Origin of the sequence: Pseudomonas sp. Z003-0.4C(8344-21), from assembly GCF_900104975.1 — a bacterium.
Lineage (GTDB): Bacteria > Pseudomonadota > Gammaproteobacteria > Pseudomonadales > Pseudomonadaceae > Aquipseudomonas > Aquipseudomonas granadensis.
Genome location: NZ_LT629756.1, coordinates 1,005,631 through 1,017,723, shown reverse-complemented (window position 1 = coordinate 1,017,723; position 12,093 = coordinate 1,005,631). Strand labels below are relative to the sequence as shown.

Sequence of the window (12,093 nt, the reverse complement as noted above, 5' to 3'; positions counted from 1 at the left end):
TTCAGATCAGATCCGCGATTCCTGGGGCGCTTCCACCCCCGCCACCTCATCCACCGGCTGACGTTTGGGCAACACCACCTGCTGTGGATAAGTCTGCGCGAAATGCACATTCGCGGTGTTATCCACAAGCTTCTTCAAACGCTGGTTGAACGCCCGGCTCACCGCATATTGTCCGCCCGACACCGTGCGGAATTGCGCGGTCAGCACCACACCGTTGAGGTCCATCCTGTCGACCCCGAACACATCCAGTGGCCCCTGCAGGTTGTACTTGAGAAACGGATCTTCACGGATCGAATCGCCGGTCTCGCGGATCAGCTCGATGGCCCTGTCCACATCGGTGTCATAGGTGAACTGCACCGAGAAAAATGCGAAGGCGAACTGCCGCGACTGGTTGGTGACCGCTTTGATCTGGCCGAACGGCACCGAGTGCACGAAGCCCTTGCCGTCGCGCAGACGCAGGGTGCGGATGGTCAGCCCTTCGACCGTACCGGCATGCCCGGAATCGAGCACCACCCAGTCGCCAATCGACAGGGTGTCTTCGATGATGATGAACAGCCCGGTGATCACGTCCTGAACCAATTGCTGCGAGCCGAAACCGATCGCCAGACCGACCACCCCGGCACCCGCCAGCAATGGCGCAACGTTGATCCCCAGATTGGCCATGGTGGTAATCGCGCAGATCACCACCAGGATGATTTTGATCGCGTTGCGCAGCAGCGGCAGGATGGTTTTCACCCGCGTGCTCGGCTGGCGCGCTGCGCGTTTGCTCAGCGGTGGTTTCAGCGCTTCCTGAATCGCCGTGTCCAGCACCACCCACAGCAGCCACGTCACCAGAAAGATCAGACCGATGCTGCTCAACGCCTCGCTGATCGCCCGGCCCACCGCGCTGCTCTGGGCAAAATCAAGCAGCGACACGCCCCAGATCCGCCCAAGAATATCGAGGAAGGCAATCGCGATGACGATCCGCAACAACGCATGCAACAGGCTGAGAAAACGCTCCTTGTAGGCGCTGCTACGCTGGATCGCTTCGGCCTTGCGCGACTTGAACAGGTGCTGCAGCACGGTGCTGAGAAACACCGTGCCGATCAGCAAGACCGTGGTGAACAAGGCACAGCGCAGGGCTTTCTGGTTGTCCTCGCCGATGCCGATCAGGCTCACCGCCGAGACCAGCACCATCAGCACGATCGGCCAATACCACAGCCCGGAAAAAATCCGCAGCGACTCTTGCAGCGACGGCTGTTTCAGGCGCTGGCTCAGCGAGCGGTTACGGATCAGATGCGCCACCGGACGACGCAGGCGGATCACCAGCAAGCCGAAGATGATCGAGGCGATCAGGCCAGTGAACACGGCGATGCTGCTGGTGATGTTGCCGCCCAGTTGCCGGGCGATCTGCGGACTGGTCAAGGCATCGCTGAGCGCGGCGAGAAAGCCGATCAGGAACAGCGGTCGCGGGCAGTATTGGCGGATGATTCGCGCGGCGGTGCGTTTGTGCCCGACATTGAACACCACGACCACGCACAGCAGCATCGAGGTGGAAAAGATGCCACTGCTGGTCGCGTAAGCCAGACACAGCGCCAAGGCGCGGCCAACCGAGGCTTGCAGAAAATGACTCACATAAAGGGTCAGTGGCAGGCAGATCAACGCTGGCACGGTGAACGGCAGCAGATAACCGAGCAAATCCTGACCGCGCTGGCGCGTGCGCAGCCAGCGGCCTTCGCGCAGGCGTTTGGCCAACAGGCTGCCGAGTACGGTCAGTACGGCAAAACTACCGAGCCAGGCACCGGACAAAGTGAGGAAATCCCCGGCAACGCTCCAGCCCGAGCGATTCGAGGGTTGCTTGACCAGTTTGTCGACTTCGTCGGCGGCGCGGTCGGCGCGCAGGCGCCAGGCGTCGACCAGATCTTCGTTGAGGTCGAGTTTTTCCTGCACGTCATCGATGCTGGTACTGATCGCACCGAGCAGCCCGCCCTGCACCAGCGGCTCGGGTTCGGCGGCTTTTTCGCTGGTTTCGGCGCTGGCCGGAACGCCCGGCAGCGCAGCAGCCTCGACTTCACTGGCGCCGAGAAACAGCAGCGCTCCCAGCACAATGGCGATCCTGAACCTAGTCAACACGCGGGACTCCTGTGGGTGAACCTGTAAGGAACTGATCGGTAATTGCGCGGCAAGTTCAAGAGCCCCCCTCATCGGAACGCCGCCCGCCCAGCCCTCTCCCCCAGGAGAGGGAGCCGACCGAGTTGCATGACCAAACTCACCAACTGCAAGTCTTGAGTCGAACTCAAGTCCTGAAGACCATGAAGATCTGCTCCCTTTCCCCCTCGCCCCCTTGGGGGAGAGGGTTGGGCGGGCGGCGTTCCGATGAGGGGGTAAGCTCTTGATCTTCGCCCCTCAGGCGACCGCCCGTAACACCGCCGAAACTTTCCCGCCCCCGCCGCAGTCATCACAAAACACCGGCAACACGAGGACTTTCTACGGGAGGATGGGATGGCGGCGATTCACATCGGTATTTCAGGCTGGCGCTACACCCCGTGGCGCGGGGACTTCTACCCGAAGGGGCTGGCGCAGAAGCGCGAATTGCAGTTCGCCTCGCGCGCCGTCAACAGCATCGAAATCAATGGATCGTTCTACGCCCTGCAAAGGCCGGAACGCTACGCCCAGTGGTACGCCGAGACCCCGGACGACTTCGTGTTCAGCGTCAAGGCGCCACGCTTCATCACTCATGTGCGGCGCTTGCGCGAAATCGAAAAACCGCTGGCGAATTTCTTTGCTTCTGGCGTGCTGGAACTCAAGGAAAAGCTCGGGCCGATCCTCTGGCAGTTCCCGCCCAACTTCAAGTTCGAGCCTGAGCGCTTCGAAAATTTCCTCGCCCAATTGCCTCGCGATACCGAAGCCGCCGCCGCACTCGCCCGTCAGCACGATGAGCACCTGCGTGGCCCGGTCAGCGTCAAAGCCTGGCGTAAAAAGCCCCTGCGCCATGCGGTGGAAATCCGCAACGACAGCTTTATCGATCCCGAATTCGTACGCTTGCTCAAGCGCCACAACACCGCACTGGTGATAGCCGACACCGCCAATAAATGGCCGTACCGCGAAGACGTCACCAGCGACTTTGTCTACCTGCGTCTGCACGGTGCCGAAGAGCTCTACGCCAGCGGCTACAGCGCCGAGGCCCTGGAGCGCTGGGCCGAGCGCATCGACGCCTGGCACCACGGCGGGCAACCGCAGGATGCGCAGCTGATCGCCCCGCGCCTGAAACCGCGCGCGCGCAAATCCCGCGAAGTGTTCTGCTATTTCGACAACGACATCAAGGTCCGCGCGCCCTACGACGCGCGTAACCTGCTGCAGCGTTTCGATCTCGACAAGGACCTCGCCACCGCCCCTGGCGAACCCGCTGGCGAAGGAGTGTTGGCATGAGCATTCCAGAACCGGTCGGCTTTACCGATGAAGGCTCGGTAAGCGCGCCGTCGGTACGTACCTTCACCGTGCTGACGGTCAACACGCACAAGGGTTTCACTGCGCTCAACCGGCGCTTCATCCTCCCGGAGTTGCGCGAGGCGGTGCGCAGCGTCGCCGCCGATGTGGTGTTTTTGCAGGAAGTCCACGGCACCCACGAACATCACCACAAGCGCTTCGACAACTGGCCGACGATGCCGCAGTACGAATTTCTCGCCGACAGCCTCTGGCCACAGTTTGCCTACGGGCGTAATGCGGTGTACCCGGATGGCGACCACGGCAATGCGCTGCTGTCGAAATTCCAGATCATCCGTCACGACAACCTCGATGTGTCGATCAGCGGCCACGAGAACCGCGGCCTGTTGCATTGCGTGCTGCGCTTGCCCGGCGACGGTGCCGAGGTGCATGCGATCTGCGTGCACCTCGGTTTGCGCGAGAGCCATCGCAACGCGCAACTGGATCTGCTGATGCAGCGTCTGGCCGAATTGCCGCAGGACGCGCCGGTGATCGTCGCCGGCGATTTCAATGACTGGCGCCAGCGTGCCGATGCGCAGCTCAAGCCGTGCGGCTTGCGCGAAGTGTTCGCCGAACATCAGGGCAAACCGGCACGCAGCTTTCCGGCGCGCCTGCCGGCCCTGCGCCTGGACCGCATCTATGTGCGCAACCTCAAGGCCAGCCAGCCGAAAGTTCTGGCGAACCGGCCCTGGTCACACCTTTCCGATCATGTCCCGTTATCGGTGGAGATCCAATTATGAGCAGCTCGCCACTGGAGAAATCCGCCGTGGAGCCGATGACCATCACCCCGCCGGTCCGCGAGCCCGGCCACGTTGACGTGCAGTACCGCTGGCACGGCGGCAACCGCATCGAACTGCTGGAAAACGGCGAGGAATATTTCCCGCGGGTGTTTGCGGCAATGCGTGCGGCGAAAAGTGAAATTCTCCTCGAGACGTTTATCGTCTTTGAAGACAAGGTCGGCGCCGAACTTCAAGAAATTCTCATCGACGCCGCCCGGCGTGGCGTGCGCACCACGGTGAGCCTTGACGGCTTTGGCTGTGGCGAGCTGAGCACCAGCTACCTCACGGCACTCAGCGACGCCGGCGTGCATTTGCAGATCTTCGACCCCGCCCCCAAGCACTTGGGCATTCGCACCAACTGGTTCCGCCGTCTGCACCGAAAGATCGTGGTGGTCGACGGCACGATCGCGTTCATCGGCGGGATCAATTTCTCCGGCGATCACCTGGCCGATTTCGGCCCCGAAGCCAAGCAGGATTACTCGGTGGAAATCCAGGGCCCGGCGGTGGCTGATATTCACCACTTCGCCTTGCTGCAGAGCGGTCGTCCGGGACGGGCGAAATTCTGGTGGCAACGCCGGCGCCAACGGCGTGCCGAAATGGCTTTCAACGACCACGACGGCCAGGTGCGTCTGGTGTTTCGCGATAACGACCAGCACCACACCGACATCGAAGATGTTTATTTGCAGGCGCTGCGCCACGCCAAACACCGGGTGGTGATCGCCAATGCCTATTTCTTCCCTGGCTATCGCTTGCTGCGCGAGATCCGTAATGCCGCGCGCCGGGGCGTCGAGGTACGGCTGATTCTGCAAGGTCAGCCGGACATGCTGGTGGCCAAGATCGCCGCGCGCATGACCTACGATTATCTGCTCAAGGCCGGCGTGCAGATTCACGAATATTGCCAGCGTCCGCTGCACGGTAAAGTCGCATTGATGGACGAAGAATGGAGCACCGTCGGTTCGAGCAATCTCGATCCGCTGAGCCTGTCGCTGAACCTTGAAGCCAATGTGCTGATCCGCGATCGCGCATTCAATCAACATCTGTACGAACGCCTCGAAGACCTCAGCCGCAACCACTGCAAAGCCATGGACCCGGCGAAGTTGCCGCGCGGGCGCATCTGGCACATGACTGTGGGTTTCCTGGTGTTCCACTTCCTGCGGCATTTTCCGGCCATGGCCGGCTGGCTGCCGGCACATAAACCAAGGCTCAAGCCATTTCGAGGGAACCTGACATGAGCCATACCGAAACGCATTCGGCCGAGCAGTCGGCACCGGCGCAACATTCGAAATGGAGCCGCTGGAAGCGTCCGCTGACGCTGCTGTTCTTTCTCGCCCTGATCGTCTTGCTGACCATGTTCGCCATGCGCATCGAATGGGCCGAGGTCCTGCAAACGCTCGCCGACTTCAAGGTGCGTACGCTGATCATCGCTGCCAGCCTGACGCTGCTGAGCTTTCTGGTGTACGCCAGTTTCGACCTGATCGGCCGCACTTACATTCGTCAGGATCTGACCTGGAAACAGATCCTGCCGGTGGGAATCATCAGCTACGCATTCAACCTCAATCTCAGCGCTTGGGTCGGCGGGATCGCCATGCGCTATCGCCTGTATTCACGACTGGGAGTGAGCAAAAGCAACATCGCCAAGATTCTCGGCCTGAGCCTGGCGACTAACTGGTTCGGCTACATGACCATCGCTGGCGTGGTGTTCACCAGTGGTTTGGTGAGCATGCCACCGGGCTGGAAAATCAGCAGCACCGCGTTGCAGGGCATCGGCGTTTTGCTGTTGCTGGTGAGCGCGGGTTACCTGGCCGCGTGCCGCTTTTCCAAACGCCGTGAATGGTCGATTCGCAACGTCGAAATCAACCTGCCGTCGCTGCGCATGGCGGTGCTGCAACTACTGCTCGGCGCGTTGAACTGGTCGCTGATGGCGGCGGTGATTTTCACCCTGTTGCCAAGCAAACTCGATTATCCGTTGGTGCTAGGCGTGCTACTGATCAGTGCGATTGCCGGGGTCATCACGCATATCCCGGCCGGGCTTGGCGTGCTCGAGGCGGTGTTTGTGGCGCTGCTGCAACATGAGGTATCGCGCGGCAGTCTGGTGGCGGGATTGCTGGCGTATCGGGCGATTTACTTTCTGTTGCCGCTGCTGATCACGCTGGTGATGTATCTGGTGGTGGAAGCGAAGGCGAAGGCGTTGCGGATCGAGAAGAAACCTTCCTGAAAGTTATGTTGGATGGGATACCGCTATCGCGAGCAGGCTCACTCCTACAGTTTGGAATGCGTTCCCTTGTAGGAGTGAGCCTGCTCGCGATGGCGTCCTGCAAAACGACGCAGATCATCTGGACTGGATAATGCTCAACCGCTCCCCGACCACCATCTCGGTTATCCAGTCCACCAGAATCGAGGTATACGCCTGCTGCGACACCGGATCGCTCAGCGCATGATCGGCACCATCAATGATCCGGTGCGTCAATGAATGGGTCTGCTGGCACGCCGCGCGATAACTCATGATCGTCGCGTGGGGGACGAAGTCATCGGTTTCGGATTCCACCAGCAACACGTCCCCGGTGAATTGCGAACAGGCATGCAAGGCGCGGTTGCTGTCAGCGCGCACCAGCGTGCCGCGATAGTCACGCAGATCCGCCTTGTCCAGATCGCGCTTGGGCGTGTGCCACTGCTCGTCGCGGTACAGCGCTGGCACCCGCAGCGCCAGCCAGCGCACCGGGCGCAATGACGTGAGGATCGAGGCCAGATAGCCGCCATAACTGGTACCGACGACGGCGATCGCCGAAGTATCGAGCGCCGGATGCGCCAGCAAGCGATCGTAGGCGGCGAGCAAGTCGCGCAGATTGTCCTCACGGGTCACCCGGCTCAGCGGAATACCGGTACCGCCGGTGTGCCCGCGTAAATCGAAGGTGAGGCACACGCAACCCAGACCGGCGATGCCCTTGGCTCGTTCAAGATCACGCTCCTGACTGCCGCCCCATCCGTGCACGAACAGCACGCCGGGGACTTTCGATTTCGGGCTGAGAAAAGTCCCGCTCATCTGTTCATCATCAATGTCGATTTGAATGCTTTCGCTTCTAGCCGTCATAGGATTTGACCGTTACATATTTGAGAAGAAAGTCGCTGCTTTCGGCGGGGCCGCGATAGATCTGGATGGCGTCCACCGGCAGCGCCTGATCGATGTAGGTTTCCACCGAAGACACGCGAATCGCGCGCATCCCCGGATCGTTGACGAAACTCTGCAGCGCCGCGACTTCGGCACTGCTCGCCCCGCCCATGCGCCAGGATTGTTCGAGCACACCGCTGCGCGGGTTGCCACTGCTGTCGAGGCCTTGGGCAATGTCGTAATTACGTCGCGAGGCGAAGAAGCGCGGGTAGGCTTCATCCGCAGCGCTGTCGAACACTTGGGCCTGTTCGATGGCCAGACGTACGTCGTCGGGCAGGTCCAGCGCCAGCAAAGCTTCGTAACCACCCTGCACCACCAGCAGATTGGAACCGCCGTAGACCTCCTCGCCCTGGCCATCCTCGGTCAGGTATTGATCGCCGCAGTAACTCAGCACCTTGCCGCCGATGAATGACTGGCCAACGCTGTGGGTCACCACTTTGCTCAAGTCCTGCTCGAGCACCACGCCCTCGCTGAACAGCTTTTCCGCATCAGGCCGGGCGAGGATTTCATCGAAGGCGTCGAGGCTTTTGATGACTTCCTGGCCGCGACCGGCGCAGGCATGAATTGGCTTGATGCGGATCGGCCCGGCATACAGCAGATGTTCCGCGGCTGGCCGTGCATCTTCCAGGGCGAAAACGCTGAGCCCATCGAGCACAACGTTGCGCACCCGTTCGGAAAACAGCGGCGACCAGCCCGACGGCGCGCTGGCCAAGTGGCTGCGCAAACCGTGGCTGATGGCTTTGGTGCAGATGAAATCATGTTCGACGAAACCGCCCCAAAGATCGTCCGGGCCGCTGATGCCCAGCTCCTCGGCGTGGGCGGTGCCGACGATGGTTTGCGTCGGTAATAGATACAGGTCGCGGCCGCGGTGTTTCTCCGCATCGTAACTGCCGCCGAACTTGCACCCGAGAATTTGCGCCAGCCAGCGCGCCAGGGCTTTGTTGGTCTGTACTTCATGTTGCGGCGCGTCGGGACGCACCGAGTGAGCGACAACGATTTTCTTGCGCGGTGTCGGGGTCATGCGTTCCCCTTTTGCTGGTTCAATGGTTTCCCGTTGAGAGGTGCAGAGATCAGGCCAATCGCTGCACGCGGCAAAGCTTTTGAAAATCAATCAGTTAAGAGGAAAGTGCTGGCATCACGCCTGTTTCAAACTGCACGACAGCACAGAAAATCCCGGCAAATTGCACGATTAATGGCTTTCACAAAACAACTGTGGGAGCTGGCTTGCCAGCGATTTCGGTAGGTCAGTCGCCAATGGGCTTAGCTGAAAGACCGAATCGCGGGCAAGCCCGCTCCCACAGGTATTTCAGGCGCTGCTGACTAACGGGACAGACCAAACCGCCCCCGATAATCACTCGGCGTCAGCCCGGTGATCTTCTTGAAAATCGCGCGAAACGCGCCGGGATCCTGATAGCCCACCGTCCACGCAATGTGATCGATCGTGCCATTGCTGAACTCCAACATCTCCCGCGCCTTGCCCACCCGCAAATGTTGGCAATACTCAGTCGGCTTCAACCCGGTCGCGGCACGAAACCGGCGCAGAAACGTGCGTTCCTCCAACACTGCCCGCTCAGCCATCGCGGTTAACGAGACACCAGTCGCGCCGGTGCTCTGCAGCCAGTGCTGGACCTTGAGAATCGCCGCGTCGCCATGGCTGAGAATCGGCGCGAAATTGCTGCCACAGGCGCTGGCACTGTCGCTGTGTTCCATCACCAGAAAATGCGCGGTGCGGGTGGCGATGCTCGGCCCGAGCAAGCGGTTGACCAGGCGCAGGCCCAGTTCCGACCAGGCCATCAGCCCGGCCGTGGTGATCAGGTCACCATCGTCGACAATCGGCGTGTCGGCCTTGAGCTGGATTTTCGGGTGGCGTTCGCTGAAGCCATGCGCCGCGGTCCAGTGCACCGTGGCGCTGCGGCCATCGAGCAAGCCGCTTTCGGCGAGCATCAGCGAACCCACGCAGACCCCGCCCAGCGTTGCCCCGCTTGCGTGTTGATCACGTAGCCATTGCATCAGCCGAGTCGGCATGTGCGCCGCCGAAAAGCCACTGATCGACGGCGGAATCAGCACGGCCTGCAAACTGGATTCATCGCCCGCAAGACTGGCGTAAATCCGCACCGGCGGCTGATCGCCTTCGACCTGCCAGTGGCTGACCCGCAGCAATGGCAATTGGGTAGCCTGCTGCTCGGCAGCAATCCGGTTCGCCACTGCAAACAGGTCAGTCAGCCCATGCACGGCCGCCATCTGCGCGCCGGGATAAATCAGCACACCGAGTTCAGCGATGGCGGCGTTTTCTGCGCCCATTGTCAGTTTTCCCCTGTCTATTGTCGGTGCGGCCAATCCTCGAATCGCTTATCAGCGCGAATACTGGAGTCACTTCCAGCCAGCACATCGAGGACACACCCATGACCAAGCAAGCGCTCATCGTAGTCGATATCCAGAATGACTACTTCCCTCAAGGCAAGTGGCCGTTGGTCGGTGCCGACGCCGCTGCCGACAATGCCGCCCGACTGATCGGAGCCTTCCGCGAGGCAGGCGATTCGGTGGTGCACATCCGCCACGAATTCACTTCGCCAGACGCACCGTTTTTCACTCCTGGTTCGGACGGCGCCAAGCTGCATCCGAAAGTGCTAAACCGTGCCGACGAACCGGTGGTGCTCAAGCACTTCGTCAACTCGTTCCGCGAAACCGAGCTGAAAGCGCTCCTCGACGAAAAAGGCATCACTGACCTGGTGGTGGTCGGCAGCATGAGCCACATGTGCGTCGATGGCATCACTCGCGCAGCGGCAGACATGGGTTACAGCGTCACAGTCGTTCACGATGCCTGCGCCAGCCGTGAACTGGAATTCAACGGCCTGACCGTGCCGGCCGCGCATGTGCACGCCGCGTTCATGTCGGCGCTGGGTTTCGCTTACGCCAGCGTGGTGTCGACTGACGAATTCCTGCGCAGCAACGCCTAGCAACAACTGCAATGCCCACTGGCCCGCCGCGTTGCGGGCCTTTTTGCACCTGTCATGAAAATCTCACGCGTGAGTCATTGATGGCACTTTGAATTGATTGTAGTGTGGCCCACGCGTGAGACATTCATAACCGGATTCAAGCCATGACAAGCCGCTCGAAGGCGCACGCCGCAGCAAGCCCGAAAGGCGAGCGCGCCAAAACCTCCGCAAAGAAACCGTCGAGCTTTTATATGAAGCAGATGCGCGCGGGTCTGGCGGCCGCCGGTTATGTGAAACACGAAACTTGGGTGCTTCCCGAAAACCGAAGCTTGCTCAAGCAAATGGAGCAACAGCTACGCCAACCGATTCTGGCTGGCTCATTCATGTCGGAGAATTACATGAGCGCAGGCAACAACTGGACCATCGATAGCCTCTTCAATGCCCTCAAGGCCCTGGACGAGGTGGCTTCGCAAGAAATCACGCTGTCGCTGATCCAGAGCTCCGAGCCGAGCATCAAGCTGGAAATGAACGAATTCGGCGGTCTGCCGATTCACATCGCCCTGGCTGGCCAGCAGATCATCGTCGACACCGTGTTGGTGGATGTCGATTCGATCAGCAATGTCCAAGCCTTCAACGACGCCGTGCTGCGCAGCCGGGAAATGTTCCCGCTGTCGTCGATCGGCATCGAGTCGATGCCCAACGGGCAGACCGTTTACAACATGTTTGGCGCCCTCAGCGCCGACTCGAGCCTGACCAACATCGTCACCGAGGTGAAAACCCTGGTCGACAACGTGCAGCGCGCCAGCGAAGCCTTCGAACACTTCTTCAAGTAATCAACAGGGAATATCCAATGACTCAGTCCATCTGGAGCAAGTTGTTCACCGCACTGCGCGGCGGCGCCAATGAAGTCGGCGAAGCCATCGCCGACCAGCAGGCCCTGCGCATCCTCGATCAGGAAATCCGCGACGCCGACACCGCGCTGTCCAACGCCCGTCGCGAACTGGTCACCATCATGGCCAAGCACAAACTGGCCGCCGACCGCGTCAGCGAGTACGACGCCAAGATCAAGGACCTCGAAGCCAAGGCCGTCTCGGCGCTGAACGCCGGTCGTGAAGACCTGGCGCTGGAAGTCGCCGAAGCGATCTCGACCCTGACCAACGACCTGAGCGCCGAGAAGAAGCTCAGCGATGAATTCGGCGCCTACGCCGACAACATGCGCAAGGACATCAGCAAGGCCGAGTCGCGGATCAAGAGCCTGCGCCAGCAAGTGGACATGGCCAAGGCCCGGGACAGCGTGCAAAAAGCTCAAGTCAGCGCTTCCATCGCCAGCGGTGGTGCCAACGGCAAGCTGGAAACCGCCGTCGGCACCCTGAACCGTCTGCAAGCCAAGCAGCAGCAACGCGCCGCTGAACTGAGCGCTGCCGACGAACTGGCCGACGCTTCGACCGGCAACGATCTGGAACGCAAACTGCGCGACGCCGGCATCACGCCGAACGAAGGCAGCGCCAATGCGATTCTTGAGCGCCTGAAGCAGAAATCCGCTCAATAACACCCGCGCAAAACCCTTGCAGGAGTGAGCCTGCTCGCGATGAGGCCGGTACATTCAACATCAATGTTGTCTGAACCGCCGCCATCGCGAGCAGGCTCACTCCTACATGATTTTCGGCGTGAAATTGCCTCTGCTCGTTCGCCGCTGCGCCCGGTACACTAGCGCCACTTTTTCGCCAACGAACACGTCCACCCGCTTCAA

11 protein-coding genes are annotated in these 12,093 nt (G+C 60.7%); 7 read left to right on the top strand and 4 right to left on the bottom strand.

The genetic code is table 11. The features are described 5' to 3' along the window. Nucleotides 1–6: 6 nt before the first annotated feature. Nucleotides 7–2,109, bottom strand: a complete 2,103-nt coding sequence (locus tag BLU24_RS04760) for a mechanosensitive ion channel family protein (RefSeq protein ID WP_093106443.1) — start codon at nucleotides 2,107–2,109, stop codon at nucleotides 7–9. A 372-nt stretch (nucleotides 2,110–2,481) separates the two neighbouring features. On the opposite strand from BLU24_RS04760, the gene BLU24_RS04755 reads away from it, so the two are divergent. The 4 genes from BLU24_RS04755 to BLU24_RS04740 are packed head-to-tail and all read left to right on the top strand — an operon-like array spanning nucleotide 2,482 to nucleotide 6,456. Next, entirely contained in the window at nucleotides 2,482–3,408 is a 927-nt protein-coding gene (locus BLU24_RS04755; protein ID WP_093097881.1) for a DUF72 domain-containing protein, read from the top strand. After that, complete coding sequence (locus BLU24_RS04750; RefSeq protein ID WP_090286739.1) at nucleotides 3,405–4,202, top strand: endonuclease/exonuclease/phosphatase family protein; 798 nt, start codon at nucleotides 3,405–3,407, stop codon at nucleotides 4,200–4,202. Before BLU24_RS04755 ends, BLU24_RS04750 begins: the two co-directional genes overlap by 4 nt. After that, complete coding sequence (gene clsB, locus BLU24_RS04745; protein ID WP_093097878.1) at nucleotides 4,199–5,473, top strand: cardiolipin synthase ClsB; 1,275 nt, start codon at nucleotides 4,199–4,201, stop codon at nucleotides 5,471–5,473. Before BLU24_RS04750 ends, clsB begins: the two co-directional genes overlap by 4 nt. Beyond that, a complete protein-coding gene (locus tag BLU24_RS04740) occupies nucleotides 5,470–6,456 on the top strand; it encodes a lysylphosphatidylglycerol synthase domain-containing protein (protein ID WP_090286742.1) in 987 nt (328 codons plus the stop codon). The genes clsB and BLU24_RS04740 overlap by 4 nt, the downstream gene beginning before the upstream one ends. A 114-nt stretch (nucleotides 6,457–6,570) precedes the next feature. Here the strand turns inward: BLU24_RS04740 and BLU24_RS04735 are convergent, their stop codons facing one another. The 3 genes from BLU24_RS04735 to BLU24_RS04725 all read right to left on the bottom strand — a co-directional run bounded on the left by BLU24_RS04735 (nucleotide 6,571) and on the right by BLU24_RS04725 (nucleotide 9,708). Next, a complete protein-coding gene (locus BLU24_RS04735) occupies nucleotides 6,571–7,329 on the bottom strand; it encodes an alpha/beta hydrolase family protein (protein WP_093097875.1) in 759 nt (252 codons plus the stop codon). Beyond that, nucleotides 7,319–8,428: a DUF3182 family protein gene (locus BLU24_RS04730; RefSeq protein ID WP_093097872.1), complete on the bottom strand. Its 1,110-nt coding sequence runs from the start codon at nucleotides 8,426–8,428 to the stop codon at nucleotides 7,319–7,321. Before BLU24_RS04730 ends, BLU24_RS04735 begins: the two co-directional genes overlap by 11 nt. Nucleotides 8,429–8,727: 299 nt before the next feature. Continuing rightward, nucleotides 8,728–9,708: a GlxA family transcriptional regulator gene (locus BLU24_RS04725; protein WP_093097869.1), complete on the bottom strand. Its 981-nt coding sequence runs from the start codon at nucleotides 9,706–9,708 to the stop codon at nucleotides 8,728–8,730. A gap of 101 nt (nucleotides 9,709–9,809) precedes the next feature. Between BLU24_RS04725 and BLU24_RS04720 the strand changes: the two genes are divergently transcribed. The 3 genes from BLU24_RS04720 to BLU24_RS04710 all read left to right on the top strand — a co-directional run bounded on the left by BLU24_RS04720 (nucleotide 9,810) and on the right by BLU24_RS04710 (nucleotide 11,892). Beyond that, nucleotides 9,810–10,364 (top strand): cysteine hydrolase family protein, encoded by a 555-nt coding sequence (locus BLU24_RS04720; protein WP_093097865.1) that lies wholly within the window; start codon nucleotides 9,810–9,812, stop codon nucleotides 10,362–10,364. A gap of 230 nt (nucleotides 10,365–10,594) precedes the next feature. After that, on the top strand, nucleotides 10,595–11,176 hold the full coding sequence (locus BLU24_RS04715) for a YjfI family protein (RefSeq protein ID WP_203419683.1): 582 nt from the start codon (nucleotides 10,595–10,597) through the stop codon (nucleotides 11,174–11,176). Between the two features lie 17 nt (nucleotides 11,177–11,193). Then, nucleotides 11,194–11,892 (top strand): PspA/IM30 family protein, encoded by a 699-nt coding sequence (locus BLU24_RS04710; protein ID WP_093097859.1) that lies wholly within the window; start codon nucleotides 11,194–11,196, stop codon nucleotides 11,890–11,892. The last annotated feature ends 201 nt before the right edge of the window (nucleotides 11,893–12,093 follow it).

Coding starts and splice junctions, on each gene's coding strand:
- BLU24_RS04755 (WP_093097881.1), top strand. CDS start 2,482: ATGGCGGCGATTCACATCGGTATTTCAGGCTGGCGCTACACCCCGTGG.
- BLU24_RS04715 (WP_203419683.1), top strand. CDS start 10,595: ATGAAGCAGATGCGCGCGGGTCTGGCGGCCGCCGGTTATGTGAAACAC.
- clsB (WP_093097878.1), top strand. CDS start 4,199: ATGAGCAGCTCGCCACTGGAGAAATCCGCCGTGGAGCCGATGACCATC.
- BLU24_RS04720 (WP_093097865.1), top strand. CDS start 9,810: ATGACCAAGCAAGCGCTCATCGTAGTCGATATCCAGAATGACTACTTC.
- BLU24_RS04725 (WP_093097869.1), bottom strand. CDS start 9,708: ATGGGCGCAGAAAACGCCGCCATCGCTGAACTCGGTGTGCTGATTTAT.
- BLU24_RS04730 (WP_093097872.1), bottom strand. CDS start 8,428: ATGACCCCGACACCGCGCAAGAAAATCGTTGTCGCTCACTCGGTGCGT.
- BLU24_RS04710 (WP_093097859.1), top strand. CDS start 11,194: ATGACTCAGTCCATCTGGAGCAAGTTGTTCACCGCACTGCGCGGCGGC.
- BLU24_RS04735 (WP_093097875.1), bottom strand. CDS start 7,329: ATGACGGCTAGAAGCGAAAGCATTCAAATCGACATTGATGATGAACAG.
- BLU24_RS04740 (WP_090286742.1), top strand. CDS start 5,470: ATGAGCCATACCGAAACGCATTCGGCCGAGCAGTCGGCACCGGCGCAA.
- BLU24_RS04750 (WP_090286739.1), top strand. CDS start 3,405: ATGAGCATTCCAGAACCGGTCGGCTTTACCGATGAAGGCTCGGTAAGC.